Below are 25,938 nucleotides of genomic sequence, written 5' to 3'. Positions count from 1 at the left end.
ATTGGGTGTGGTTTTAAATCTTGACGGGCAAACGAAGCGGGAAGGATCGGTTCAGCCTCTGGTCGATCTGACAAAGGTTGATATGGATCGCGTAAACGAGCTGATCCTGTCACGTGCAGGCTCCGATGTCGAGATGATCCCGGAAGTGGCAAACCATCTTATTTCATCTGGTGGCAAGCGCCTGCGCCCCATGATGACATTGGCAAGTGCCCGCATGTTTGGCTATGAAGGTGACGGTCATGTCCGTCTGGCAACTTCGGTCGAATTCATGCATACGGCAACGCTTTTGCATGATGATGTGGTTGACGAAAGCGATTTGCGTCGCGGCAAAAGCACGGCACGTATGATCTGGGGCAATCAGGCAAGTGTTCTTGTCGGTGATTTCCTGCTTGGTCAGGCCTTCAAGATGATGGTTGATGTCGGCTCTCTTGATGCACTGGATGTGCTTGCCACATCGGCATCAGTTATTGCTGAAGGCGAAGTGATGCAATTGGCTGCCGCCAAGAATATGGGCACAACAGAAGACGAATATCTGGCTGTGATCAAAGCAAAGACTGCGGCGCTTTTTTCGGCTGCTGCCGAAGTGGGACCGATCATTGCTGGTGCGAGCCTTTCAGAGCGTGAGGCATTGCGCGATTATGGTCTTAATCTTGGCCTGGCTTTCCAGTTGATCGACGATGCGCTGGATTATGGTGGTTCGGCGGTTGATCTTGGCAAGAATACCGGCGACGATTTCCGCGAAGGAAAAATTACCTTGCCGGTGATCCTGAGCTACAGTCGCGGCAATGATGAAGAACGGGCTTTCTGGAAACATGCAATTGAAGAAGGTGCAAGCGATGATGTGTCGCTTGAAAAGGCTATCGGCATTATGACGAAGCATGATGCAATTGCCGAAACCGTTCAGCGTGCCCGTGATTTTGGTGAGATTGCCCGAAATGCTCTCGCTCCTTTGAAAGCATCTGCTGAAAAGGAAGCATTGATTGAAGTTATCGATTTCTGCATTAGTCGTGTAAACTGATTATCATGCTGTTTGATTGAATATGAATGAAAGAAAAGCATCCTTCACGGATGCTTTTCTTGCGTGTGTTCCGCAAAAAGGCCATGCTTGAAGCGTTCTCGCATGAGGATGCATAGATGAAATCGGAAAGAGGACCGGGCTTGATGCGTCAGGGATCTAAACGTCGCCCATTTTACGGATTGCTTCTTATGGCCCTGGCTGGCTGCCTGACTGGCGTTGCGATGCCAGCGAATGTGGCAATGGCCAAAACAAGCATAGATCAAGCGCCGCAAGTCCGTGCCGGTTCGTTTGCAGGAGCATATCTTGCAGCACTCACAGCTGAAGCAGATAATAATATTGGCGCTGCGGTCGATTTTTATCGTCAGGCGATGGCCTATGATCCGGCGAATAACAATATCAAGCAGAATTTGCTGCTGGCATTGCTGACGGAAGGCCGTTTTAAAGAGGCGCTTCCATTCGCTGAAGAGCTGAAAGACCAGCCGGAAATTGAGCGGTTTTCACGCATTGCTCTGGCAATTGATGCAATTTCAAACAAACAATATCGCAAGACCGGCCCGTTGCTGATGCTTTCAGTGCAGTCTGATATGGATGTTCTTGCAACGGGTCTGATGGGCGCATGGGTCAAGCTTGGGCAGGGCAAGGCACAAGAAGCACTTGCCGATGTGATCAGGCTGAAGGGGCCGGAATGGTATAAATTGTTCCGTATCTATAATGCTGCCCTGATTGCTGACATTGCCGGGCAAAAAGAAGATGCGCGTAATTATTATCAGCAGGCGATTGATGATCGTCCGGGTGGTGCGGCTGCGCCCGACACATATGAACGTATCGTGATGTCCTATGCTTCATTCAAACTCCGCCAGGGCGACAGGGCAGGCGCTGTCAAATTGCTCAAGGATGCCGAAGAGCTGCTCAATGGCCGCATTACAATTACTGCATTGCGTGAAAAGCTTGAATCCGGGCAGAAATATCCCCGATTGATCAATTCGCCACAGCAGGGTGTCAGCGAAGTGCTATACACACTTGGTACGGCGATCAATCGTGGTGGTGCGGAGGCCTTTGCCAAGATTTATTTGCAAATGTCGCTGCCATTACGCCCGGATCATGATGCGACGCTTTACCAGCTTGGTGATATTTCTGCCAAATTGCGCCAGCCGGAGCAGGCTGTTGAATATTATGGGCGTGTGCAGGAGGAATCTCCTTATCGCCGCGATGCAGAAATGCAACGTGCGCTAAATCTGGCCGAAAATGAAAAAGTGGGCGAAGCGATTGATCAGCTCAAGATTTTGCTTAAGCGCGACAAGAGCAATCTGCGTACCTATCTAGCCCTTGGCGGTGTTTATGCGCAGGACAAGAATTTTGCCGAAGCCGCAAAGATTTATGATGAAGCCGTAAAGCAGATTGATAAGCCCGAGCGCAAGGACTGGCCGGTTTTCTATCAGCGCGGTATTGCCCATGAGCGACTGAAAGAATGGGATCAGGCAGAGCCGAATTTCAGAAAAGCGCTTGAGCTTTATCCTGATCAGCCACAGGTTTTGAATTATCTTGGCTATTCATGGGTGGATCGAGGTGAAAACCTTGATGAGGCTTTGAGCATGATCAAGAAAGCCGTCGAGCTGCGCCCGCAGGATGGTTATATCGTCGATTCGCTTGGCTGGGCTTATTACAAGCTTGGCCGCTACCCGGAAGCGGTCATCGAGCTTGAAAAGGCGGTAAAACTTCGCCCGGAAGACCCGACGATCAATGATCATCTTGGTGATGCTTACTGGCGCACTGATCGCCAGCTTGAGGCAACCTTTCAGTGGAACCATGCCATTGCCGGCAAGCCAGAGCCGGAAGAGCTGGCCAAGATTGAAGAAAAGCTGAAAAAGGGATTGCCAGCCGATCCTGATCCGACAGAGGCCAAAGTCGTTCAACCTGACGATAAGAAGTCAAAATCAGCGGTTTCGCAGTCTGATTGACCAAAACCGAGCCTTGATTGCGGTCAAGCGTCACACTGTACGCTTGACCGTGGCAGGCGGACAAATTAGACCGGGCCAATCATTTCAATAACAAGGCCTGACCCCGTGTCCAGTACGTTGCCAGCACATATGCACCCCACCCGTTCCTTTCAGGGCTTGATCCTGACGCTCCATAATTACTGGGCGGAACATGGTTGCGCTATTTTGCAGCCTTACGACATGGAAGTGGGGGCGGGGACATTCCACCCGGCCACCACATTGCGTTCGCTCGGGCCAAAGCCGTGGAAAGCGGCCTATGTGCAGCCGTCGCGCCGTCCTAAAGATGGTCGCTATGGTGAAAATCCGAACCGTTTGCAGCATTATTATCAGTATCAGGTGATCATCAAGCCATCGCCGCCGAACCTTCAGGATCTTTATCTGGGTTCACTGCGTGCCATTGGTCTTGATCCGACATTGCATGATGTGCGCTTTGTGGAAGATGACTGGGAAAGCCCGACGCTTGGCGCATGGGGTCTTGGCTGGGAATGCTGGTGTGACGGCATGGAAGTGTCACAGTTTACTTATTTCCAGCAGGTCTGCGGCATTGAATGTTCGCCGGTTGCGGGTGAACTGACCTATGGTCTTGAACGTCTCGCCATGTATGTGCAGGGCGTGGACAATGTTTATGACCTCAATTTCAATGGTCTGGAAGGCGAGGAAAAAGTCACCTATGGTGATGTTTTCCTGCAGGCTGAGCAGGAATATTCCCGCTATAATTTTGAAATGGCGGATACCGAAATTCTGCATCAGCATTTCATTGATGCAGAGCGCGAGTGTGCCGCAATTTTGAAGGCAGGCAGTACGGGCGAAGGCTCACTGCATAAATGCGTGTTTCCTGCTTACGATCAATGCATCAAGGCATCCCACGTCTTCAATCTGATGGATGCGCGTGGCGTGATCTCGGTGACGGAACGCCAGAGCTATATTCTGCGTGTGCGCAATCTCGCGCGTCAATGCGGTGAGGCTTTCTTGCTCACCGACGCTGGCGGCTTTAATGATAAAAAGAATTCCGATGCGGAAGGCGTACGCTAATGCCTGATTTATTGCTCGAACTATTTTCCGAGGAAATCCCGGCGCGCATGCAGCGCAAGGCTGCGGGTGATTTCAAGAAGATGATCACCGATGGTCTGGTGGAAGCGGGTCTGACCTATGAGGCAACGACCGCCTATTGGACCCCGCGCCGCCTGATGCTTGATATCCGTGGTCTCACCGTGCGCTCAAAAGACGTTCATGAAGACGTGAAGGGTCCATCTGTCACTGCACCGGAACAGGCGATTGCAGGCTTTCTGCGCAAGGCTGGCCTCAGCGATGTGTCTCAGGCCCATGTGCATTCCGATCCAAAGAAGGGCGACTTTTACGTTGCCCATCTGACCAGACCGGGTCGTGCTGCTGAAGAAATTATCGCCGAACTGGTGCCGCAGGTGATCCGCAATTTTCCATGGCCAAAATCCATGCGCTGGGGTGCGGCGTCATCCAGGCCGGGTGCGTTGCGCTGGGTGCGTCCGCTGCAATCGATTCTGTGCACCTTTGGTCCTGAAACAGAAGAAACGCAGGTCGTTGAATTTGACGTTGATGGTATCAAATCGGGTAATGTCACCTATGGGCATCGTTTCTTAAGTGATGGTCAGCCAATCAAGGTGCGGCGTTTTGAGGATTACGTTGAAAAGCTTGAAAAGGCTTTCGTGGTTCTCGATGCAGAGCGCCGCAAGGAAATCATTACGCAGGACGCGCATAATCTTTGCTTTGCATCCGGGCTTGAGCTGGTTGAAGACGCCGGCCTTCTTGAAGAAGTTTCGGGTCTTGTCGAATGGCCGGTTGTGCTGATGGGCGAATTTGAGGAAGAATTCCTCGCAATCCCGCCGGAAGTTATTCAGTTGACCATCCGTGTCAATCAGAAGTGCTTCGTCACCCGCAAACAGGGCGAAACGGAAGCACTGTCGAACAGGTTCATTCTGGTGTCGAATATTGCTGCGCGTGATGACGGCAAGGAAATCGCATATGGTAACGGCAAGGTCGTGCGTGCCCGCCTGTCCGATGCGCTTTATTTCTGGCACACCGATCAGCATGATCTGCCGGACCTCGACAAGCTTGCAGCATCGGGTGAAAAGTTCGGCCTTGATCTGAAAAAGCCGCTTGATCAGCGCATGGCGCGTCTGGATGCGCTTAATGTGACCTTCCATGCCATACTTGGCACGCAAGGTGCGCGTGTCGAACGCATTCGTGAACTGGCAGCTGAGATTGCACCGCTGGTCGGTGCTGATCCGAAGCTTGCAGCGCGTGCGGCAGTGTTGGCAAAAGCCGATCTGACCACGGAAGTTGTTGGCGAATTCCCGGAACTTCAAGGGGCAATGGGCCGCAAATATGCGCTTCTTCAGGGCGAGGATGAAGCGGTAGCATCCGCTCTTGAAGAGCACTACAAGCCGCAAGGCCCGTCTGATTTCGTGCCGAAGAACCCTGTTTCTGTCGCTGTTGCTTTGGCTGACAAGCTCGACACACTGGTCGGTTTCTGGGCGATCGACGAAAAGCCAACCGGTTCGAAAGACCCGTTTGCGCTGCGTCGTGCAGCATTGGGCGTGATTCGTCTTATCCTGTCACAGGATTGGAAATTCCCGCTATTGCCGCTGTTGCGCTCGGCCTATGCTTCTCTCAAGGAAGGTCAGGTTCAGCGGAAGCTGCGCGAGTTTGAAGCAAAGCTCGCTTCTGAAAAATCCGGTGACGTGGACGGCGAACAGGATATTGATAACGCTCTGCGCAATCTTGAAACAAGGACACGTGCGGAAATCGAAGCCAATGCCGAGCCATTGCTGGCCGATCTTCTCTCATTCCTGCATGACCGCTTCAAGGTGCATCTGAAAGACGAAGGCGCTCGTTATGATGCGATTGATGCGGTCCTGACATCTGACGCTGATAATTTTCTGCTGGTTGCCCGTCGTCTGGAAGCTTTGATTGTCTTCATCAATGAAGAAGACGGCAAGAACCTGCTGGCTGGTACCAAACGGGCGGCCAATATTCTGGCTGCCGAAGAAAAGAAGGGCACAAAGGTTGCAAGCAGCGTCGATGTGGCTCTGTTGAAGCTTGATGAGGAAAAGGCGCTTTATGAAGCTGTAAACCTCGCATCTACCGAAGCCGCAGAAGCCATTGCCCGTGAAGACTTTGGCGGTGCAATGCTGGCTCTCGCCAAGCTGCGCGGTCCGGTTGATACGTTCTTTGAAAACGTCATGGTCAATGACGAGGATGAAAACATCCGCGCCAATCGTCTGGCTCTGCTTGAACAAATCCGCACCGCCACCAGCACGGTGGCCGATTTCGCCAAAATTGCGGGATAGGGCAAAAGATGGGGTCCTTGGCTGCGTGTGTTGCATTCGATGACGGGGCCGTATCACGTGCAGCCGATGTGCTCTCACGTGGCGGCCTTGTCGCGATTCCGACCGAGACAGTCTATGGTCTTGCTGCCGATGCATCGCATGGCGAAGCTGTTGCCGGTATTTTTGCCGCCAAAGGCCGGCCACAGTTTAACCCGCTCATCGCTCATGTCGACAGCATCGCGATGGCTGAGCGTTATGTGACGTTTGACGCTATTTCGCGCAAGCTTGCAGAACAATTCTGGCCGGGTCCATTGACGATTGTTTTGCCATTGAAGTCCAAGCAAGATACGCAGCGCCCGATCCATCCGCTGGTGACGGCGGGGCTTGATACGCTGGCTATCCGTATGCCTCATGGTCAGGTGCGTGATGTTATAAAGAAACTCGATAGCCCCGTTGCGGCACCAAGTGCGAATAGGTCAGGCCGCATCAGTCCGACATCAGCCAAGGCTGTGGCCGATGATCTTGGTGATCGGATCGACCTTATCCTTGATGCAGGCCCGTGCAGCGTGGGTGTGGAATCCACAATTGTTAAAGTCGAGGGCAGTAAACTCTATTTGCTGCGTCCCGGTGGGCTGGCAGCTGACGAGATTGAAGCGTTTCTCGGCCAGACATTGATCCGCGCAGCGCATAATGCGACCATTCAGGCGCCCGGCATGATGCAATCGCATTATGCGCCCGATGCGGCAATGCGCCTTGAAGTCCATCATGTGAGGCCGGGTGAAGCCTTGCTGGCTTTTGGAAAAAACCGTGTTGCAGGCAGCGATGAGGCGGTTAAAATTCTCAATCTGAGTGAAAAGGGCGATCTGCGTGAAGCAGCCAGCAATCTTTTCAGTTTCATGCGTCAGCTCGATGCCACTGGCGCTGTTACAATCGCTGTTGAACCCATTCCTTTTGATGGTCTCGGTGAGGCCATTAATGATCGTCTAAAACGCGCGGCAGCCCCGCGCTAGTTCCCCAAACTTCAAGAGAAGCACATGCTCGACACCGCCCTGATCGAACGTTTTGCAGCCATTGTTGGCGAAAAAAATGCCCTGACTGCGCCGGAAGATATTGCGCCCTTCATGATTGAACAGCGCGATCTTTATCAGGGGCGCTCGCCGCTGGTGCTACGCCCGGCTTCGACGCAAGAAGTTTCTGCGATCATGAAACTCGCTAACAAAACAAGGACGCCAGTCGTTCCGCAGGGCGGCAATACCGGCCTTGTTGGTGGGCAGACGCCGGATCAGAGCAATCAGGCAATTGTTCTCTCGCTTGGTCGTATGAACAAGGTGCGCTCGGTCGATCCGGTTGGCAATCTGGTGACGGTGGAAGCCGGTGTGATCCTGAAAAACTTGCAAGATGAGGCGCAGAAAGTGGGCCGTCTGTTTCCGCTCTCGCTTGGTGCCGAAGGTTCCTGTCAGGTTGGCGGCAATCTTGGTTCCAATGCAGGTGGCACGGCAGTTCTCGCCTATGGCAATATGCGCGAGCTTTGCCTTGGTCTTGAAGTGGTTTTGCCAAATGGCGAGATTCTCAATGATCTGCGCTATGTGAAGAAAGACAATACCGGCTATGATCTGAAAGACCTGTTTATTGGTTCTGAAGGCACGCTCGGTATCATAACGGCAGCTGTTTTGAAGATTTATCCGCAGCCAAAAGGCAAGGGCGTGGCCTATGCAGGTCTTCGCAGCCCCGAAGATGTGCTGCGTCTGTTTCAGCTTTCAACCGAACATGCAGGCCCGTCGCTCACTGGCTTTGAACTGATGCCGCGTGTGGGCGTTGAATTTACCATTGCCCATGTCGATGGTGTTCGTGATCCACTGGAAAGCCCGCATGAATGGTATGCGCTGGTTGATATTTCCTCATCCCGCTCGGAAGAAGATGCCCGCACAACGCTTGAAACCATTCTGACAGAAGCTTTTGAGAACGACATTATTCAGGATGCAGCCATTGCCGAGAGTGTGGCACAGGCGCAGATGTTCTGGAAAATGCGTGAAGAAATGTCATGGGCGCAGAAGCCGGAAGGTGGCTCCATCAAGCATGACATTTCGGTGCCGGTAGCATCGATCCCGGCTTTCATCCATGAGGCCAATGCAGCAACGCTTGCAATGATTCCGGGTTCGCGCATTGTCTGCTTCGGTCATATCGGCGACGGCAATCTGCATTATAATGTCTCGCAGCCTGTTGGTGCTGACAAGCAGGCGTTCCTTGATCGCTGGCACGAATTAAATCATCGCATTCATACAATTGTTGCATCCTATACCGGATCGATCTCGGCAGAGCATGGAATTGGCGTGTTGAAACGCGAGGAACTTGCTTTCTTCAAGCAGGATGTAGCGTTAGAACTGATGCGCCATATTAAGAAATCATTCGATCCGAATGGCATCATGAATCCGGGTAAGGTATTGTAGTTTCAACAAATATGACGAAATCGAGGCGGGCAGGAAACTGTCCGCCTTTTCATTTATGTAAACGTAAATTAGCAAGAATTACCAAGTTCTTACACCTGGTTGTAAAGCAGTAACCAAATGAAAAAGCAGGGAAAAGTTAACCTAACGCGTTAAGCGCTCCGGTAATATTCGTCGTCTATTCTCCAAATCAACAAGAGCGAACACGCTCACAAGAGAAACCGGAATAACTGGTTCTCAAAAAGTAATGCCAGCAAAACTGTGAAGCGGTTTTGCGTTCGGCATTACGAATAAAAAACAGGCAGAGATATTAAGAGGCGTCGAAAATGATGAGCAGCGGACTTAAGAAGCCAGAATGGGCCGGTCAGGAACTTAGGCTCGATCCATTTCATCTTCCGCAGGTTGTGACCTATCCGGCGGAGGATTGCGATGCAGAAGTGACTTTCACAATCAGTGAGCGGGGCGCGGTCGTTCGTCAGATTCTGCCGTCGAGCGGTCTGCCTATGTCCCTTGCGCTTCCCATTAATGCCTTTGTGGGGGTGACTGCGCGTGCTGTCGAAGATGAATTCGGTGAAATCACCGTAACGCTTGAACTGATGCATAAGGATCCGCAACTGTCTGTGCCGCTGCTGGTGGCGCATGATCTGAGCGATGTTGCGGCTGACTGGCGTGCATGGGCTGCAACCTTTAATCTGCCGATGATGCTGGTGGAAGAAGATGGCGTTGCCCGTCCGCTTTATGACAGTAAAGGTCCGGTTCGTACATCTGAGCCGCAGGCGCGACGTCAGGGGCAGGAGCCACGCCGCCGCCGTCCCCGTTTTCTCGCTCGTCGCAAGACCGGCTCACTGGGGGTAAGAATGGTGATTGAAGGCCGCGAGATTATCGCCAGAAACTAGAGCGCGTTTCGATCTGAGTGAATCAGATCGGCGCTCTAAATATTTATTTTAACGCGCATCTTAGTCCGAAAACCGTTTCACACTTTTCGGGATGCGCTCTAAAATGATCACTTTTATGTGAGATCACGTTCTTGTCAGATTTTTGCACTACCTATGGAACTATATCCGGCTCGCAGGCTTTCTGAAAAGACGAAGGACCTTTCCAGAGTTTAAAGCCTGTGACTATGGAACAATAATTGGCTGACCTCCAGCAAGCCACCCGGATGGTAATTCCATCCGGGATTTTTTTACTTGTAGTAATTTTATGGTTTGGTAAAAATAGCTGTGTGTTTGTAATTTGCTGTTTATTTTTAATTAAATATCAAGGGTTATATTATGAATATTAAAGATATCTTCTTTTTTGATCGGTTTTTGACGCCGGTATTGATGAATGTGGTCTACTGGATAGGGCTTGTAATATTATTTATTTTTCCAATTATTATGGTTTCTGGCAGCGGCAGCTATTATGAAGGCGCATTTTTATTCATTGGAATTTTATTATTCTGGATAGTCGGCAGTATTATCTGGAGATTGATTTGTGAAATTTTTGTTTTGTTTTTCAAAATTCTCGACCGGTTGACCGAAATTCGCGATCGTTTACCGCCAAAATCCAAAACCTGAATGAGAGGCAGGGTAATCCTGCCTCACTTTTTGCGGCTAAGAAAAGCCATCACAGCGGCCTGCGCCTCACTGGAAGTCAGGCGTTCGGCAAAATGCTTTGCTTCGCGCGTGATCCGTTCAGAAACAGGCTCAGCGGGACGTCGCAGCAGATTGCGGGCAATCTGCATGGCTTGCGGCGGCTTGGACGCGATTTCGTCTGCGGCTTTCAGCACTTCCGTTTCAAGTTCACTGCTTTCGACAAGCCTGTAAACAATGCCGGCTTCAAGAGCGGCCTGAGCATCAAAACCATGGCCGAGCGCCAGAAGTGCAAAGGCTTTCTGATGTCCCATCAGAGGCGGGGCAAGCAGGCTGGATGCTGCTTCTGGTACAAGGCCGAGATCAACAAATGGCGTGCGAAACAAGGCATGACTTGTGGCAAATGTCAGATCGCAATGCAGATGAATGGTCGTGCCAATACCGATTGCCAAGCCGTCGACACCGGAGACAATCGGCTTTTTTGCGCTTGAGAGCGCATTAAGGAAATCGAGAATTTCTTGACCAAGACTGCCGCCTGATGCGGCAGCCATGAAATCCTGCATATCATTGCCCGATGAGAATGCGCCGGGAACACCGAGAAACACATGTACCCGTATGGCATCATCCGCATCGCCATCAACAAGCGCTTTGGCCATGGCAGCATACATGGCGCGGGTAATGGCATTTTTCTTGTCGGCGCGATTAAGCCGGATGATCTGCACCGCCCCTTTGCGTTCGATCAGAATATGTTCACTCATCTCATGCCTCCAGTGCTGATTTTGCAGCTGCAAGGCTGGATGCGCCTGTGGTGACGGTGTTTTTCAAGGATGATACTTCTGCGAGCATGTTTTCTGCAAAGAAGCGGCAGAGAGTGGCGCGTCCCTGATCGTTGCAGCTCAATGCTGCACGCGCCAGATATGCGCCGCCAGCGGTGAGCGACAGCAGGCGCTGGTAAGGTGTGGCTCCGGCCAGTGCTTCCCCTGTGCGTCCCTCAGTCGTTGCTTTTTGCAGCCAATCGGTTGCCTCTCTTGCTTCGCTGATCGCAGTGGAGAGGCGTGCGCCGGTTTCGCCCAGTTCAGGCCTGTTTGATTCTGTTGCCTTGTCCGCTTCTTCCTGTAATTCATCAAGGAAAGCCTTGATATGCTCGCCATTGCCTGTTGGCAATTTGCGCAGCACAAGGTCGATAGCCTGAATGCCGTTGGTGCCTTCATAGATCGGGGTAATACGGGCATCGCGCAGCAATTGTGCGGCACCTGTTTCTTCAATAAAGCCCATGCCGCCATGAACCTGCACGCCAAGCGAGGCAACATCCACGCCGGCATCCGTTGCAAAACTCTTCGCCAATGGTGTGAGAAGTCCGGCTCGCTCTGACCAGAATTGCGCATCCACGCCTTGCATTGCATGGCTCATATCAATGGCATGGGCGCAGGAATAGGTGATGGCACGGGCAACCTGTGTCAGTGCCTTCATGGTGAGCAGCATACGCTGCACATCCGGGTGCTCGATAATCGGACTCATGCCCGCTTTGGGATCGGCACCAAGGGCGCGTCCCTGCTTGCGTTCCTTTGCATAGTTCAAAGCCTGCTGACAGGCAGCTTCTGCGACGCCAACACCCTGAATGCCCACCAGTAGACGGGCATTATTCATCATGGTGAACATGCAGGCGAGGCCGCGGTTTTCTTCGCCGATCAGATAGCCGACAGCGCCTGCTTCCTCACCTTTTACAAAACCGTCACCATAGATCATCGTGCAGGTGGGAGAGGCATGGATACCCATCTTGTGTTCCAGCCCGGAGCAGAAAACATCATTGCGCCGCCCAAGCGTACCATCTGCATTGACGAGAAATTTCGGTACGAGGAAGAGCGATATGCCCTTGGTTCCGGCAGGGGCATCGGGCAGGCGGGCCAGCACCAGATGCACGATATTATCGGTCAGGTCATGCTCGCCATAAGTGATGAAAATCTTTTGGCCAAAAATACGATATGAACCATCATTGCTGCGCTCTGCACGTGAGCGCAAGGCGCCAAGGTCAGAACCGGCCTGCGGTTCTGTCAGGTTCATGGTGCCCATCCATTCGCCTGAGATAAGCTTTTCGAGATAAATGTCTTTGAGCTCTTTTGAAGCGTGTTTTTCCAACGCTTCCACCGCGCCCATGGTGAGCGTGGGCGCAATGGCAAAGGCCAGCGTGCCGGAATTCCACATTTCGCTGACAGCCACCGACATCATGGTCGGCAGACCCTGACCGCCATATTCGGGCGTGCCGGTCAGTGCGTTCCAGCCGCCAGCTATCCAGTCGGCATAGAGTTCTTTCCAGCCGGGGGCGGTTGTCACAACACCGTCTTTGACGCTCGCACCATGTTTGTCGCCGGATATGCGCAGTGGCTCTATGCGCTCGGCAGCAAATTTTCCTGCCTCTTCCAATATTGCATCGGCAATATCCGTGGAAAGCTCAGGGAAACAATTGTCTTCGATTGCTTTTTCAAGGCCTGCGACCTTCATCAGCATATGCGAAATTTCAGAAACCGGCGCACGATACATTTTTCCTCCTGAACCTTTTCCTCAAAAGGCTTTGAATTGCCGCTGATTTGCAGCAATCCGCGCAGCCTGTTGGCTGGATATGTTCAAGTGCTATCGACTTATTACGTAAACGTCAATATTTACATAGCGAAGGATCGCTATTTTGCAATCGCTCTAGCTCTGATCGCGTTCGAGACGGGCAGCGCGTAAACGGGCAGTTTTAGCGTCCACTGCATCACGCTCGGTTTTCATGATGGCTTTTGCAGCCTTGTCCGTAGTGGCGTTTTTTGCTTCCATTCTGGAAGGGTTTGGCTTGAAAAGCGTATCTTTGGTCAGGTGCTTGTTGTCTTCATCAGACATGGACGGTTCTCCCATCATTGCTGTCTTGCAGCCTCGCATATAGTGAAAAGGTGATGTGATATGCGATAAATAAAAAGGCCGGGCATGGACCCGACCTTCATAAGTCTCAACAATCAGTGCCAGTACATCCGTGGTCAAAGACTGGAGACGAATTTGTCACGCTCTTATTCAAGCAAAGTTCTAAAACCTTGCTCGGATAATTATTAAAGCGCCTGCAGGTTTTCTGCTGCATTCTTGCCCGAACGACGATCAGCAACAACGTCAAAGCTGACCTTCTGGCCTTCATTGAGTGTGCTGAGGCCCGAACGCTCAACAGCAGAAATGTGAACGAACACATCTACGCCGCCGTCATCAGGCTGAATGAAGCCGAAGCCCTTGGTTGAATTAAAAAACTTTACTGTTCCGTTTGCCATGTTGAATTCCTTTCAAATCGCACGGTTAATATATAATGGACATAAATCCATCGCCGAATTTCACGAGTTTGAAAGAAGTACCGGGTGGCGAAAAGCACGCCGCAACATTCGAAAACAAAATCGATGAGACATATATATGGGGTATTTCTGGCTTTTACAAGCTGCCTTTGCAAAAGAGATGAAAATACTGGTTTTAAGCTCAGGATTGATTGATATTACCTGATTATAGACCAGAACGTTCCCGTTCCACGGCCCGCCAGCCGATATCGGAGCGATAAAAACCTTGCTGCCAATCGATTTTTTTCACGCTATCATAGGCTTTGCTCTGGGCTTCCGCTACGGTTTGCGCAATAGCGGTGACATTGAGAACCCGGCCACCATTGGCGATCAGATGACCATCTTTTTGCGCTGTACCGGCGTGGAAAACCTTCAGCCCGTCAATATTATTGAGCTTTTCAAGGCCGTGAATAATGCTGCCCTTTTTCACATTGGCCGGATAGCCTTCGGCTGCCATGACGACGGTCAGTGCCGGTTGATCTTTCCATTGGAGTTTGACTTCATCAAGTTTGCCGTCAACGGCCGCATTGATGAGGTCAAGCAGATCGCTTTCAAGGCGCATCATCAGCACCTGACATTCAGGATCGCCAAAGCGGGTATTGTATTCAATCAGCTTCGGTCCGTCCTTGCCGATCATCAGGCCAAGGAACAATATGCCTGAAAAAGGCGCTCCGATCTCGGCCATGCCACGCATGGTCGGTTCAATCAATTCGCGCATGGTGCGCTCGACGATTTCAGGCGTCATCACCGGAGCAGGGGCGTAAGCACCCATGCCGCCGGTGTTCGGTCCGGTATCACCATCGCCAACGCGCTTGTGATCCTGTGCGGAACCGAGCGCTAACGCTGTCTTGCCATCGCAGATGCAGAAGAAGCTGGCTTCTTCGCCCTCAAGAAACTCTTCAACGACGACTTCTGCTCCGGCAGAACCGAATGCGCCTTCAAAACAGGCGTCAACCGCGTCCAGTGCTTCTTCAAGCGTCATGGCGACCACAACACCTTTGCCTGCTGCAAGTCCATCGGCTTTGACCACGATGGGTGCGCCCATTTCACGGATATAGGCCTTGGCTTTCGGCGCATTGTTGAAACGGCCATAGGCGCCGGTCGGAATGTTGAAGCGTGCGCAGAGGTCTTTGGTAAAGCCTTTTGAGCCTTCAAGCTGGGCAGCGGCTTTGGAAGGACCGAAGACGCGGATATTTGCAGCCTGAAGATCATCGGCAAGGCCTGCAACAAGTGGCGCTTCCGGGCCAATAACAACCAGATCAATCGCATTTTGTTTGGCAAAAGCAATAAGGGCTGCGTGATCACTCACATCAAGCGACACCAGTTCTGCATATTCTGCAATGCCTGGATTGCCGGGTACGCAATAGAGCTTTGTCAGCTTTTCGGATGCGGCAAGTTTCCATGCCAATGCGTGCTCGCGGCCACCCGAACCGATCAACAGAACTTTCATGCCTTGCTCCCTGCGCGTGAGATCAGTAAACGTTAATTGATAGGGGTCTGTATTGCCCAACGCACGCGCGGGCAAGGGCAGCACTGCGATTTTTGGATAAAAAGCGGACAGATCCGTCATAAGTTTTATAAGGCAGACGATCATGCAGCAGCCAAAACCCAATGTTGGCTCCAGTCTTGGGGCCAGTTCAGACGTCCAGTCGCGCGACAATCGTGGACGCGTGAAGGATGCACCATCCGGCCATTGGGTCTATCGGGTTCTTCCGCCATCCCTGTGGCCTTATGCACAGCTTGCACGATGGGATCGACCGATTGGCTGGCAGCTTTTACTGTGGCCATGCTGGTGGTCGGCTGCACTGGTGGCGGGTGCCGGTGCGCAGCCGGGCAATGATGCCTGGTCAGTGGTGCCTTCCATCTGGCATCTTGTTTTGTTTTTCATAGGTTCTGTCGCAATGCGCGGTGCGGGTTGCACCTATAATGATCTGGCCGATCAGGATATTGATGACAAGGTGGACCGGACGCGCTCGCGACCGCTGCCTTCCGGTCAGGTCACACGCAAACAGGCAAAGATATTCATTGTTCTGCAGGCTCTGGTGGGGTTGGCCGTTGTGCTGCAATTTAACTGGTTCACCATTGGCCTTGGCGTTGGATCGCTTGTGATCGTTGCAGCCTATCCCTTCATGAAGCGTATTACCAATCTGCCGCAGCTGGTGCTTGGACTTGCCTTTTCATGGGGCGCACTGATGGGCTGGGCGGCGGTTGAAGCTTCGCTAGCGCTCCCACCTGTTCTGCTTTATATCGGCGCGATCCTCTGGACGATTGGCTATGATACGATCTATGCACATCAGGACAAGGAAGACGATGCGCTGGTTGGTGTAGGTTCCACGGCCCGTCTGTTTGGAAAACACACCAAGACGGCGCTGCTGGTGCTTTATGGTGGCGCAATTGGTTTTTTTGCGGCCGCTTTTGCGGTTGCGCAGGTGCCGATGCCAGCGCTTGCCGGTCTGCTCGCAGCCGGCGTTCATCTTTATCGGCAGATTATCGTGCTCGACATTGATAACCCGGACCAGTGCCTGCGTCTGTTCAAGTCAAATAATACTGTTGGCTGGCTGATTTTTATGGGCCTCGTATTGGGAAGCCTGTGGGTGGCGTTAAAACCGATGGTTTAAAGCTGATAGTTTAAAAAAAGAAGGCCGCCGGTTTTAGCGGCCTTTCTCATTTCACGGATAGAGCCGGTCCTTGTGCCAGTCACCTTCCGGCGTGTCGCGGGTAAATAATACGCGATCATGCAGCCGGAATGGGCGGTCATGCCAGAACTCAATCGAAACAGGCCGGATGCGAAAGCCTGACCAGTGTGCAGGGCGTGGAATTTCGCCAATCGCATAACGGGTCGTATATTCGGCAACGGCTTTTTCAAGCGCAAAGCGGCTTTCGAGCGGTCGTGACTGTTTTGATGCCCATGCCCCGATACGACTGCCACGCGGGCGCGATGCATAATAGGCGTCGGCTTCGGCATCGCTGACTTTTTCGACCGGGCCGCGTATACGCACCTGACGACGCAGTGATTTCCAGTGAAAACACATAGCGGCTTTTTGCGCAGACAGAATTTCCTGCCCCTTCCTGCTTTCATAATTGGTGTAGAAAACAAAGCCTTGCTCGTCAAAATCCTTGAGCAGGACCATGCGCACATTAGGCAGTCCGTCCGGGTCAACGCTGGCCAGTGCCAGCGCGTTGGGGTCGTTCACTTCGCTTTTTGTGGCGTCATCGAGCCATTCTGCAAACAGCTTGAACGGTTCAGAACTCTGGGTGAAATCATCGCTGGAATTTGTCATTTTCTGCTATTTCAAAAATCAATCGGAATTGCTGCCGTGAACTTCGTCCATATTAACTATTTTGTCCATGCCTTTGCTGGGGCTTTTGCTGGGCTTTAGCTGGGGCTTTGCCCTGACTTTACTTTGGGACGAGGATTTTCGGCGTTGTCCTTTGGTAGCGAATTGTTTACCTTGCCTGCGAACCGCTTATTAACTCCATAGCCTCATATTCACTGCATCTTTAAGGTGTATTTGAAGGAAGACCGTTGGCCGCTGGACTTGCTCGCCATGTGAGACGTGATTTTGATGTCAAACAAGGCATGGCTCTGATGCGCCGTGCTGGTTTTGCTGCCGTTATGTTTGCTCTTGCCGCCATGCCTGCTCTTGCCGGATGTGCCATGGGTGGGGTGAGTATTGACAAGGCGGTGCCTGATTCCTCGACCATCACCGGCTCTATCAAGTCGGTGGAAAAGGACGAGGCTGATAATGGCAAGCGTTCCGACCAGTCCACAATCAAGAGTATTGTTTCAGCGCTGAATTTTACCCAATGGGGCAAGAACCCGGTTCCCTGGGCCAACCCGGATACCGGTAGTCAGGGTGCTATTACCAGCATTGCCGAAACCACGTCCAATGATACACTCTGCCGACAGTTTGAAACGTCCCGCGAAGCATTTGATGGTGTTTCCATTTATCGTGGCGAGACCTGCATGCAGCGCGGCGGTGAGTGGACATTAACCTCGTTTGCTCCCCTTTAAAGAATGTCCAGCAAAACTGCGAAGCGGTTCTGCTCATTCTGTCTGCTGAAGACATATTTTAAGCGCCTGCATTTGCGCTTTTTGTAAATCTCTACAGGATAAGTCTGGAAGTTTTAAAGCTTAGTACTCATATTACGGCAAAGTGAGTCTAACGACTGATGTTTCAGTCATTTTCCCGAATGAGGATTATATGCGCGATCCCTATAGCGTGTTGGGCGTCGCCAAAACGGCGAAGCCCGAAGAAATAAAATCGGCTTTCCGCAAGCTGGCCAAAAAATATCATCCTGACCAAAACAAGGATGATCCAAAGGCGCAGGAGCGCTTTTCTGAAATCAATCAGGCCTATGAAATTATTGGCGACAAGGACAAGCGTGGCCAGTTTGATCGTGGTGAGATTGATGCAGAGGGCAAGCAGGCCTTTCAGGGTTTTGGCGGGCAGGGCGGCAATGCTGGATTCGGCGGCGGCGGTGATCCTTTTGCGGGATTTCGGCAGCGCGGTGGCGGTCAGCAAGGGGGCTTCAGTGGTGCTGAAGACATCCTCAATGATATTTTCGGCGGTGCCTTTGGCGGCGGCGTTCGGCAGGGTGGCTTCGGCGGCGCACGTCAGCGTGGTCCGGTCAAAGGCAGCGATCTGGCCGCCTCGATCAATATTACGCTTGAGCAGGCTGCCGGTGCCGACAAGGTTGAGGCCGTGTTTCCCAATGGCAAGCATCTGAAAATCAAGCTGCCGCAATATGTGGAAGATGGTCAGACCATTCGTCTTAAAGGCCAGGGCGAGCGTGTTGTGGGTGGTACGCCCGGTGATGCGCTGGTGACGATTCATTTCAGGCCAAGTGCGCGTTTCAGGCTTGAAGGCCGCGATGTGCATGTGGATTTGCCGGTTGAACTTGCTGATGCCGTTCTTGGTGGCAAGGCAGAGGTCGAGACGCTCAATGGCCGTATTGCCGTTAAAGTGCCTGCATGGTCGAGTTCAGACAAGGTGTTGCGTCTTAAAGGCAAGGGCCTGCCCCTCAAGGCCGGCGGCCATGGTGATCTTTATGTGCATGTGCGCATCATGCTGCCGGAAGGTGGAGATGCCGAGCTTGAAGAGTTTTTGAAGAAACGCAAAGGCAGCTAACAAGTTTTAGAGCGCATCCCGAAAAGTGTGAAACGGTTTTCGGTCAATGATGCGCGTTAAAACAACTATTCAGATCGGAACGCGCTCTGAATAGTAACCGGATCGCTGCACTGTGCAGCGATCTGACAATTGCAATCTATATAATACCCGGCTTTTTATGCGCAATTGCTTGAAGCCTTCGCAATGCTGTGCGATAGGGCATCTGGTTGATTATATTTCGATGAGGACCCTTAATGACCGCAAAGTCAGGTTTGTTGCAGGGCAAGCGCGGATTGATTCTGGGCGTAGCCAACAACCGCTCTATCGCCTGGGGCATTGCCAAGGCCGCTCGTGAAGCGGGTGCCGAGCTTGCATTCACCTATCAAGGTGATGCATTGAAGAAGCGTGTTGAGCCGCTCGCTGAAGAACTTGACGCATTTATCGCAGGTCATTGCGATGTCGCTGACGGTGCGAGTATTGATGCTGTTTTTGAAGCGCTGGAAAAGAAGTGGGGCAAGCTCGACTTCGTGGTTCATGCTATTGGCTTCTCCGACAAGGATGAGCTGACAGGCCGGTATGTCGACACGTCAGAAGCCAATTTCCAGAACACCATGCTGATTTCGGTCTATTCGCTGACGGCGATTTCGCGTCGTGCGGAAAAGCTGATGAATGATGGCGGTTCGATTCTCACGCTGACCTATTATGGCGCTGAAAAGGTTATGCCGAATTACAACGTCATGGGCGTTGCAAAGGCAGCGCTTGAAGCAAGTGTGAAATATCTGGCCGTTGATCTTGGACCGCAGAATATTCGCGTCAATGCGATTTCGGCAGGCCCGATCAAGACGCTGGCAGCATCGGGCATTGGCGATTTTCGTTATATTCTCAAGTGGAATGAATATAACGCGCCGCTGCGTCGCACGGTAACCATTGATGAAGTGGGCGATGTTGGCCTTTACTTCCTGTCGGATTTGTCGCGTTCTGTAACAGGTGAAGTGCACCACGCTGATAGTGGCTATCATGTGATTGGCATGAAGGCGGTTGACGCGCCGGACATCTCGGTCGTTAAGGACTGAGCTGAAAAATATGAAATCCCGAAAAGTTTACCGGCTTTTCGGGATTTTTCTTTGCCCTTTCATGATCGAAAAGGCATCAACAATATGACTGATGGCAGATAGAGGTGTGATTTTGGCCCGGGAGATCATCTATTTTTCACGTCATGGCGAGACGGACTGGAATGTTGCCCAGCGCATTCAGGGGCAGCTTGATATTGACATCAATGACCATGGCCGCAAGCAGGCAGACCGCAATGGCGATATGCTGAAATCATTGATCGGTAATGCTGCCGGTTATGATTTTGTTGCAAGCCCGCTGCGGCGCACGCGTGAAACGATGGAGCGCATTCGCTTGCGCATGGGGCTCGACCCTTATGATTTTCGCACCGATCCACAATTGATGGAAGTGAATTTCGGCGACTGGCAGGGGTTCATGATGGACGACATTGCCAAAGAGCGTGAAGATCTGCTGGACGCGCGTGCGAAAGACAAATGGAATTTCACACCACCGGGTGAGACTGCTGAAAGCTATATGCGGCTGTCCCAGCGCATTGGTCGCTGGGTTGAATCTGTCGAGTGGCCGACCATATGTGTGACGCATGGCGGCTGCATTCGCACGCTGTTTTATCTCTATGGCGATATGGATGGCCATATGGCAGCCAATCTTTCCATTCCGCAGGACAAGATACTGAAATTCGAAAACGGCAGGCTTGAGTGGATCTGAACAGGATCAGATCCTTTAATCAAGCCAGCCCGGTTTGCGATTCTTCTGTTCTCACTTTTGGTTTGATCCCGGCCTGTGCCAGCGTACGGTCGAGCAATTCTTCATAGATTGGTTTGCCGCCGATCCATTGGGCAATAAGGTTGGCCGTAAGGCAGGTGGCAATAAGAGGCATTGCCATTCCATAGGCGCCAGTGAGTTCAAGCGTCAGAACGATGCCGACAACCGGCGCACGCACGGATGCGGTAAACAGCCCACCCATCGCTGCAATTGCAAATGCCCATGGCATTGCGCCGGCCTCTGGAAATATTATGCCAATAATACCTGCAAAAGCCAGCCCGACACAGGTTGCAAGGGTTAGCATGGGTGCAAAAATACCGCCCGGTACACCACTGGAATAGCTTCCCACCATTGTAAAATAGCGTGCAAAAGCCAGTAGCAGCAAAAGGGCAAGACCGGTTTTTTCGTGGACGAGCTTCATGATAATAGTTTCGCCACCGGTGACGGAATAAGGCAGCACGATAAAAAGTGCACCGATGCACAGCCCGATGACGGCTGGATAAAGATAAGGCACACGCTCATGTAACCGGGCTGCAAAATTAATGGCCCACATGATGCCGCCATTCAATGCCACTCCGATTACCCCCAGCACAGAGCCCAGCAAGACAAAGGCAGGCAGAGTTTCAAGCGCCGCTTTCACATCCGGCATCGACATGTCCGGTGCTGTTCCACCGATGATCTGTGTCATGACTGTTGCAAGCAATGCAGCCGCAATCACGCCCATATAGGTGCGGAATGTATAGGGAAACTGTTTGTGTGTTTCCTCAATGACGAACAGAACTCCTGCCAGCGGCGCATTGAACGCACAGGCAAGACCCGCTGCGGCACCCGCAGCCAGAATACCGCGCCGTTCCGTGTCGCTGACCTTGAAGAAATCTGTAATGGCCGCACCAAGCGATGCACCAATATGGATGGTTGGACCTTCACGGCCTAAAACGAGGCCGGATGAGATGGAAGTGATGCCTATAAAAAACTTCACCGGCAGTACGCGCCGCCAGCGAACTTCACGTAAGCCCTCCATCGCCCCTTCAATTTCCTGCACACCACTGCCACCGGCTTCGGGCACGAAACGACGAACGATGAACACTGAAAAGATCGTGCAGCACATTGTAAACAGTGCCGCAGCGACAATCAGCGGTGTGCCTGTAATGTATTCACTAAGCTTTTGCGGCCATATCATCAGTGTATCTATGATGAGATGGAAATAGGATCCGACAGTGCCGGTTAAGACTCCGGTCAAGGCTGCAAGAAATACATAGCGTGCCTGAGCTGTGCTGCTACCTGGTCTGTCGAGTGATTTCGTTGGATCGTCCATCAATCCTGGCCCCAATATGCAATGCCTGGCCCGACCGGATATTGGGAGGCCTATCCAAAAGACACAACCAGACTCGTCTAAAAAAGTCTATGGTCAGGACGCATTGATCTTGCCCTCTTCTCGGGTCTCATACTTTGCAGGCATATTTCTGATGAGCATTTATCAGGGGCAGTGATTGTAAATAGTGGCAACCAGATAGATATAGATTTCACATTGTCCAATCGCCCTGATCCTAAGGCGCTTCCTGAATATCGGTAATAAAGCGGGTATTATCCGCTTCCTCATAAAGAATGATGACCTTCATGCCCTTATTGATGATCGAGTAATCAAACTCGCCCGGCAATTTATAGTTCTTGCCATCATCGAGCGTGATCGTCTCTGTGTCCTCATTGATGCCGGTGATTTTGCCTTCGACATCATCCGCCATGGCGACGCTCGAAAAAATCGAGGCAATGATGAAGATCAGTCCCACAATATATTGCATGGGTATCATCCTCTTTTTGTGCGTTCCAGTCATTTTGCCAGTCATTTTGCCAGTCACTTTGCCAGTCAATTTGAATGATTCGGCACGATTATCATTTGCGTTTTGCAGCATCCGCAATGTTTAATTGGGGACATTTTAGCTGATGGAATGTGTCAAAAAGAATGCCTTTCAGAGAAGATAACAAGGAATTTTCGCGATTCGGTCAAAGCTGTTCTGAGCTATAATTTGACCCTGACTGAAAAGGCCAATAAAACCGCCCCATATCTTGCCGGAAAAGGCGCTCCGTAATCAGGCTCAGCTCATGTCTCATAACAGTTTCGGTCATTTGTTTCGCGTAACAACCTGGGGCGAAAGCCATGGTATTGCGCTTGGTTGCGTTGTGGATGGCTGCCCACCCGGCATTACCTTTACTGAGGCTGAAATTCAGTCCTATCTCGACAAGCGCAAGCCGGGGCAGTCGAAATACACGACCCAGCGCCGTGAGCCGGATCAGGTAAGGGTGCTTTCCGGTGTGCTTCTGGGCGATGATGGCGTCACCATGACGACGACCGGCACGCCAATTTCGATGATGATCGAAAACACGGATCAGCGCTCCAAGGATTATGGCGATATTGCAAGCCAGTATCGTCCGGGCCATGCCGATTATGCCTATGATGTCAAATATGGCATTCGTGATTATCGTGGCGGCGGGCGCTCTTCAGCGCGTGAAACTGCTGCACGGGTTGCAGCCGGTGCCATTGCCCGCAAGGTCGTTCCCGGTTTAAAGGTGCGCGGCGCATTGGTCTCCATGGGCGTGCACGATATTGATCGCTCGCGCTGGGACTGGAACGAGGTTGATAATAACCCCTTTTTCACGCCGGATGCGGGATCTGTTGAGGTTTTTGCCGGGTATCTGGATGGTATCCGCAAGAATGGCTCTTCCATCGGTGCAATCATCGAAATCGTGGCCGAAGGTGTTCCTGCCGGTATTGGTGCGCCAATTTACGGCAAGCTGGATCAGGATATTGCCAGCTATCTGATGTCCATCAATGCCGTGAAAGGTGTTGAGATTGGCAATGGTTTTGAAGCAGCCCGTCTGAGCGGCGAAGAAAATGCCGATGAAATGCGTATCGGCAATGACGGACAGCCCGTGTTTCTGTCCAATCATGCAGGCGGCGTTCTGGGTGGAATTGCAACCGGTGCGCCGGTTGTCTCGCGCTTTGCAGTCAAGCCGACATCGTCGATTCTCACGCCGCGCAAGTCAATTGATGCGCAGGGCAGGGAAGTGGATGTTATGACCAAGGGTCGTCATGACCCTTGCGTGGGTATCCGTGCTGTACCGATCGGTGAAGCGATGGTTGCTTGCGCAATTGCCGATCATTATCTGCGTCATCGTGGCCAGACAGGACGGATATAATAATGTATCGAGGTCATTATGAGCTATAATCAGAAACAGGTCGTTGATGCACTGCGCGCTTTCGAGCGTGGTGAAATCGTTGTGGTGATGGATGATGACGGGCGCGAGAATGAAGGCGACCTGATTGTTGCTGCCGTTCATTGCACGCCGGAAAAAATGGCTTTCATCGTGCGGCATACATCGGGCATTGTCTGCACGCCCATGCCGCGTGAAGAAGCGAAGCGTCTTAATCTCGCGCCTATGGTTGCGGACAATGAATCTGCTCACACAACTGCATTCACGGTTACGGTCGATTATCGCCACGGAACCACCACTGGCATTTCGGCTGATGATCGCACCCTCACGGTTCGTAATCTCGCAAACCCCAATGCCGGTGCTGCGGATTTCGTGCGTCCCGGCCATGTCTTCCCGCTGATCGCGCGTGAAGGTGGCGTTTTGATGCGCTCCGGTCATACAGAAGCCGCCGTTGATCTTTGCAAGCTTGCAAACCTGCCGCCAATCGGTGTGATTTGCGAACTGATCAATGATGATGGCACAGTCATGCGTGGCCCCGATGTGACGGCATTTGCGCAAAAGCATGAGCTGCATCGCGTAACCGTGGCGGACCTCATTGCCTATCGTCAGCGCAAGGAAACGCTGGTCAAGCGTATTGGCGATGCGCCGGTCGATACCTGCGCAGGCCCAGCCCATGCCTATACATATGAATTGCCATGGGAGCCAATGCAGCATGTGGCGGTTGTGTTTGGCGATATTCGCGATGGCGAACAAGTGCCTGTGCGTCTGCACCGCGAAGATGTGTTGAGCGATGTATTCGGCAAGGGAGGCAATAATCTCGATGAGATTATGAAGCGTATGGGCCAGGAAGGCCGCGGCGTTCTGGTTTACTTGCGCGAAGGTTCGGTCGGCGTGCGTTCTGATCACCGCGATGCGCGTGCGCGTGAAGCGCTGCTTGGCGAGCATGAAGCCCATGCAGAAGCAGTCGCGCGTGAAGAGGAATGGCGCCAGATTGGTCTGGGTGCCCAGATTCTCAAAGATCTTGGCATTACGTCGATTGTGCTTCTGGCTTCGCGTGAACGTCATTATGTTGGTCTGGAAGGTTTCGGCATCAATATCACCCGCACGGAAATCATCTGAATGTTGCAAAGTTGATGCTAAAGTAAGTAGATGACAACACGGCTTTACTGGCATCCGACCTATCTTGAACATTGTGTGCCGCCCGGACATCCCGAGCGGCCCGATCGTATTCGCGCATTGATGAGCGAGCTGGAAGGTGACGAGTTCTATCGTCTTGACCGTGTGGAAGCCAAAATGGCATCGCAAGATGCCATTCTGCTTGTGCATCCTGAAAGCTATGTCGATGAAATCCGGCGGCAGATTCCTGAAGCTATCGATGCCGGGGAAGCGCCACAGCCAATTAATAAGCTTGGTATTGATACTTATGTAAGCCCGAAAAGCTGGGAGGCTGCACTTCTGGCTATTGGTGCCGCAAATGCTGCTGTCGATGATGTGTTTTCGGGGCAGGCGGATAATGTATTTGTCGCCTCACGTCCGCCCGGTCATCATGCCGAGCGCTCAAAGGCAATGGGTTTTTGCCTTTTCAACAATGTTGCCATTGCCGCGCGTCATGCGCAGTATCATCATGGTGCGGAGCGTATCGCAATTATTGACTGGGATGTGCATCACGGCAATGGCACGCAGGATATTTTTGAGAATGATCCGGGTGTCCTGTTCTGCTCGACCCATCAGTTTCCGCTGTTTCCGGGCACAGGCAGAAAAGACGAGGTGGGCGTTGGTAATATCGTCAATGCGCCACTTTCACCCGATACCGGCAGCCGCGAGTTTCGCGAGGCATTTAATAGTCGTGTATTGCCCGCTTTGGACAACTTCCGGCCAGATTTGATCCTTATTTCAGCTGGCTTTGATGCGCATTTTCGTGATCCTTTGAGCGAGATCAATCTCGACGAAGCAGATTTCGACTGGGCGACAGGCAAGCTTATGGAACGTGCAGAAAGATTCTGCAATCACCGGCTAGTGAGTGTGCTTGAAGGTGGATATGATCTTGAGGGCTTGTCGCAGTCCGCGTCTTCCCATATTACGCGGCTGTTGAAAGGATAAAC

General features: G+C 52.0%; 24 protein-coding genes. 16 read left to right on the top strand and 8 right to left on the bottom strand.

The annotated features are described in order from the left end of the window. Position 1: 1 nt before the first annotated feature. The 8 genes from FHY56_RS05945 to FHY56_RS05910 all read left to right on the top strand — a co-directional run bounded on the left by FHY56_RS05945 (position 2) and on the right by FHY56_RS05910 (position 10,320). Positions 2-1,018: a polyprenyl synthetase family protein gene (locus FHY56_RS05945; protein WP_140904248.1), complete on the top strand. Its 1,017-nt coding sequence runs from the start codon at positions 2-4 to the stop codon at positions 1,016-1,018. A 143-nt stretch (positions 1,019-1,161) separates the two neighbouring features. Continuing rightward, complete coding sequence (locus FHY56_RS05940; RefSeq protein WP_140904376.1) at positions 1,162-2,976, top strand: tetratricopeptide repeat protein; 1,815 nt, start codon at positions 1,162-1,164, stop codon at positions 2,974-2,976. Positions 2,977-3,105: 129 nt separating this feature from the next. After that, a complete protein-coding gene (locus FHY56_RS05935; RefSeq protein ID WP_140904375.1) occupies positions 3,106-4,047 on the top strand; it encodes a glycine--tRNA ligase subunit alpha in 942 nt (313 codons plus the stop codon). Continuing rightward, on the top strand, positions 4,047-6,341 hold the full coding sequence (glyS, locus tag FHY56_RS05930; protein ID WP_140904247.1) for a glycine--tRNA ligase subunit beta: 2,295 nt from the start codon (positions 4,047-4,049) through the stop codon (positions 6,339-6,341). The genes FHY56_RS05935 and glyS overlap by 1 nt, the downstream gene beginning before the upstream one ends. Positions 6,342-6,349: 8 nt before the next feature. Beyond that, entirely contained in the window at positions 6,350-7,330 is a 981-nt protein-coding gene (locus FHY56_RS05925) for an L-threonylcarbamoyladenylate synthase (RefSeq protein WP_140904246.1), read from the top strand. A 24-nt stretch (positions 7,331-7,354) separates the two neighbouring features. Beyond that, a complete protein-coding gene (locus FHY56_RS05920; protein WP_140904245.1) occupies positions 7,355-8,767 on the top strand; it encodes an FAD-binding oxidoreductase in 1,413 nt (470 codons plus the stop codon). A 323-nt stretch (positions 8,768-9,090) separates the two neighbouring features. Continuing rightward, a complete protein-coding gene (locus FHY56_RS05915) occupies positions 9,091-9,660 on the top strand; it encodes a DUF6101 family protein (protein WP_140904244.1) in 570 nt (189 codons plus the stop codon). A gap of 375 nt (positions 9,661-10,035) precedes the next feature. After that, on the top strand, positions 10,036-10,320 hold the full coding sequence (locus tag FHY56_RS05910) for a DUF4282 domain-containing protein (RefSeq protein WP_140904243.1): 285 nt from the start codon (positions 10,036-10,038) through the stop codon (positions 10,318-10,320). Positions 10,321-10,343: 23 nt separating this feature from the next. Here the strand turns inward: FHY56_RS05910 and FHY56_RS05905 are convergent, their stop codons facing one another. The 5 genes from FHY56_RS05905 to purD form a co-directional block, all read right to left on the bottom strand. Then, the gene (locus tag FHY56_RS05905; RefSeq protein WP_140904242.1) at positions 10,344-11,093 is read right to left on the bottom strand and encodes a crotonase/enoyl-CoA hydratase family protein; all 750 of its coding nucleotides are present in this window, start codon (positions 11,091-11,093) and stop codon (positions 10,344-10,346) included. Position 11,094: 1 nt separating this feature from the next. Beyond that, entirely contained in the window at positions 11,095-12,873 is a 1,779-nt protein-coding gene (locus FHY56_RS05900) for an acyl-CoA dehydrogenase (protein ID WP_140904241.1), read from the bottom strand. A gap of 153 nt (positions 12,874-13,026) precedes the next feature. Beyond that, the gene (locus FHY56_RS05895; RefSeq protein ID WP_140904240.1) at positions 13,027-13,212 is read right to left on the bottom strand and encodes a hypothetical protein; all 186 of its coding nucleotides are present in this window, start codon (positions 13,210-13,212) and stop codon (positions 13,027-13,029) included. Between the two features lie 203 nt (positions 13,213-13,415). Beyond that, positions 13,416-13,625 (bottom strand): cold-shock protein, encoded by a 210-nt coding sequence (locus tag FHY56_RS05890; protein ID WP_140904239.1) that lies wholly within the window; start codon positions 13,623-13,625, stop codon positions 13,416-13,418. A gap of 223 nt (positions 13,626-13,848) precedes the next feature. Next, complete coding sequence (purD, locus tag FHY56_RS05880; RefSeq protein WP_140904237.1) at positions 13,849-15,132, bottom strand: phosphoribosylamine--glycine ligase; 1,284 nt, start codon at positions 15,130-15,132, stop codon at positions 13,849-13,851. A 142-nt stretch (positions 15,133-15,274) separates the two neighbouring features. On the opposite strand from purD, the gene ubiA reads away from it, so the two are divergent. Then, positions 15,275-16,300 (top strand): 4-hydroxybenzoate octaprenyltransferase, encoded by a 1,026-nt coding sequence (gene ubiA / locus FHY56_RS05875; RefSeq protein WP_140904236.1) that lies wholly within the window; start codon positions 15,275-15,277, stop codon positions 16,298-16,300. Between the two features lie 51 nt (positions 16,301-16,351). On the opposite strand, the gene pdxH is transcribed toward ubiA, so the two are convergent. Then, the gene (gene pdxH, locus FHY56_RS05870; protein WP_140904235.1) at positions 16,352-16,963 is read right to left on the bottom strand and encodes a pyridoxamine 5'-phosphate oxidase; all 612 of its coding nucleotides are present in this window, start codon (positions 16,961-16,963) and stop codon (positions 16,352-16,354) included. 245 nt (positions 16,964-17,208) lie between these two features. Between pdxH and FHY56_RS05865 the strand changes: the two genes are divergently transcribed. The 4 genes from FHY56_RS05865 to FHY56_RS05850 all read left to right on the top strand — a co-directional run bounded on the left by FHY56_RS05865 (position 17,209) and on the right by FHY56_RS05850 (position 20,569). After that, positions 17,209-17,697 (top strand): RT0821/Lpp0805 family surface protein, encoded by a 489-nt coding sequence (locus tag FHY56_RS05865; protein WP_268898897.1) that lies wholly within the window; start codon positions 17,209-17,211, stop codon positions 17,695-17,697. 190 nt (positions 17,698-17,887) lie between these two features. Then, entirely contained in the window at positions 17,888-18,814 is a 927-nt protein-coding gene (locus tag FHY56_RS05860) for a DnaJ C-terminal domain-containing protein (RefSeq protein ID WP_140904234.1), read from the top strand. A 233-nt stretch (positions 18,815-19,047) separates the two neighbouring features. Continuing rightward, complete coding sequence (fabI, locus tag FHY56_RS05855) at positions 19,048-19,866, top strand: enoyl-ACP reductase FabI (RefSeq protein ID WP_140904233.1); 819 nt, start codon at positions 19,048-19,050, stop codon at positions 19,864-19,866. Between the two features lie 112 nt (positions 19,867-19,978). Further along, positions 19,979-20,569, top strand: coding sequence for a histidine phosphatase family protein (locus FHY56_RS05850; protein ID WP_140904373.1), 591 nt, complete (start codon positions 19,979-19,981; stop codon positions 20,567-20,569). Positions 20,570-20,588: 19 nt separating this feature from the next. Here the strand turns inward: FHY56_RS05850 and clcA are convergent, their stop codons facing one another. Both clcA and FHY56_RS05840 read right to left on the bottom strand, forming a co-directional pair. Then, a complete protein-coding gene (gene clcA / locus FHY56_RS05845; RefSeq protein ID WP_140904232.1) occupies positions 20,589-21,941 on the bottom strand; it encodes a H(+)/Cl(-) exchange transporter ClcA in 1,353 nt (450 codons plus the stop codon). Positions 21,942-22,173: 232 nt separating this feature from the next. Next, the gene (locus FHY56_RS05840) at positions 22,174-22,425 is read right to left on the bottom strand and encodes a DUF1344 domain-containing protein (RefSeq protein ID WP_140904231.1); all 252 of its coding nucleotides are present in this window, start codon (positions 22,423-22,425) and stop codon (positions 22,174-22,176) included. A gap of 301 nt (positions 22,426-22,726) precedes the next feature. Between FHY56_RS05840 and aroC the strand changes: the two genes are divergently transcribed. Genes aroC through FHY56_RS05825 form a run of 3 tightly spaced genes read left to right on the top strand, consistent with a single transcriptional unit; the run spans position 22,727 to position 25,936 of the window. Continuing rightward, positions 22,727-23,821 (top strand): chorismate synthase, encoded by a 1,095-nt coding sequence (aroC, locus tag FHY56_RS05835; RefSeq protein WP_140904230.1) that lies wholly within the window; start codon positions 22,727-22,729, stop codon positions 23,819-23,821. An 18-nt stretch (positions 23,822-23,839) separates the two neighbouring features. After that, positions 23,840-24,955, top strand: a complete 1,116-nt coding sequence (gene ribB / locus FHY56_RS05830; RefSeq protein ID WP_140904229.1) for a 3,4-dihydroxy-2-butanone-4-phosphate synthase — start codon at positions 23,840-23,842, stop codon at positions 24,953-24,955. A 30-nt stretch (positions 24,956-24,985) separates the two neighbouring features. Continuing rightward, a complete protein-coding gene (locus FHY56_RS05825) occupies positions 24,986-25,936 on the top strand; it encodes a histone deacetylase family protein (RefSeq protein WP_140904228.1) in 951 nt (316 codons plus the stop codon). The last annotated feature ends 2 nt before the right edge of the window (positions 25,937-25,938 follow it).

The sequence above is a fragment of the Brucella gallinifaecis genome, from assembly GCF_006476605.1.
Lineage (GTDB): Bacteria > Pseudomonadota > Alphaproteobacteria > Rhizobiales > Rhizobiaceae > Brucella > Brucella gallinifaecis.
The sequence above is the reverse complement of the archived record's forward strand: the minus strand, read 5'-3'. Positions and strand labels throughout refer to the sequence as shown.

Coding starts and splice junctions, on each gene's coding strand:
- FHY56_RS05940 (WP_140904376.1), top strand. CDS start 1,162: ATGCGTCAGGGATCTAAACGTCGCCCATTTTACGGATTGCTTCTTATG.
- FHY56_RS05935 (WP_140904375.1), top strand. CDS start 3,106: ATGCACCCCACCCGTTCCTTTCAGGGCTTGATCCTGACGCTCCATAAT.
- glyS (WP_140904247.1), top strand. CDS start 4,047: ATGCCTGATTTATTGCTCGAACTATTTTCCGAGGAAATCCCGGCGCGC.
- FHY56_RS05925 (WP_140904246.1), top strand. CDS start 6,350: ATGGGGTCCTTGGCTGCGTGTGTTGCATTCGATGACGGGGCCGTATCA.
- FHY56_RS05920 (WP_140904245.1), top strand. CDS start 7,355: ATGCTCGACACCGCCCTGATCGAACGTTTTGCAGCCATTGTTGGCGAA.
- FHY56_RS05915 (WP_140904244.1), top strand. CDS start 9,091: ATGATGAGCAGCGGACTTAAGAAGCCAGAATGGGCCGGTCAGGAACTT.
- FHY56_RS05910 (WP_140904243.1), top strand. CDS start 10,036: ATGAATATTAAAGATATCTTCTTTTTTGATCGGTTTTTGACGCCGGTA.
- FHY56_RS05905 (WP_140904242.1), bottom strand. CDS start 11,093: ATGAGTGAACATATTCTGATCGAACGCAAAGGGGCGGTGCAGATCATC.
- FHY56_RS05900 (WP_140904241.1), bottom strand. CDS start 12,873: ATGTATCGTGCGCCGGTTTCTGAAATTTCGCATATGCTGATGAAGGTC.
- FHY56_RS05895 (WP_140904240.1), bottom strand. CDS start 13,212: ATGTCTGATGAAGACAACAAGCACCTGACCAAAGATACGCTTTTCAAG.
- FHY56_RS05890 (WP_140904239.1), bottom strand. CDS start 13,625: ATGGCAAACGGAACAGTAAAGTTTTTTAATTCAACCAAGGGCTTCGGC.
- purD (WP_140904237.1), bottom strand. CDS start 15,132: ATGAAAGTTCTGTTGATCGGTTCGGGTGGCCGCGAGCACGCATTGGCA.
- ubiA (WP_140904236.1), top strand. CDS start 15,275: ATGCAGCAGCCAAAACCCAATGTTGGCTCCAGTCTTGGGGCCAGTTCA.
- pdxH (WP_140904235.1), bottom strand. CDS start 16,963: ATGACAAATTCCAGCGATGATTTCACCCAGAGTTCTGAACCGTTCAAG.
- FHY56_RS05860 (WP_140904234.1), top strand. CDS start 17,888: ATGCGCGATCCCTATAGCGTGTTGGGCGTCGCCAAAACGGCGAAGCCC.
- fabI (WP_140904233.1), top strand. CDS start 19,048: ATGACCGCAAAGTCAGGTTTGTTGCAGGGCAAGCGCGGATTGATTCTG.
- clcA (WP_140904232.1), bottom strand. CDS start 21,941: ATGGACGATCCAACGAAATCACTCGACAGACCAGGTAGCAGCACAGCT.
- FHY56_RS05840 (WP_140904231.1), bottom strand. CDS start 22,425: ATGCAATATATTGTGGGACTGATCTTCATCATTGCCTCGATTTTTTCG.
- aroC (WP_140904230.1), top strand. CDS start 22,727: ATGTCTCATAACAGTTTCGGTCATTTGTTTCGCGTAACAACCTGGGGC.
- ribB (WP_140904229.1), top strand. CDS start 23,840: ATGAGCTATAATCAGAAACAGGTCGTTGATGCACTGCGCGCTTTCGAG.
- FHY56_RS05825 (WP_140904228.1), top strand. CDS start 24,986: ATGACAACACGGCTTTACTGGCATCCGACCTATCTTGAACATTGTGTG.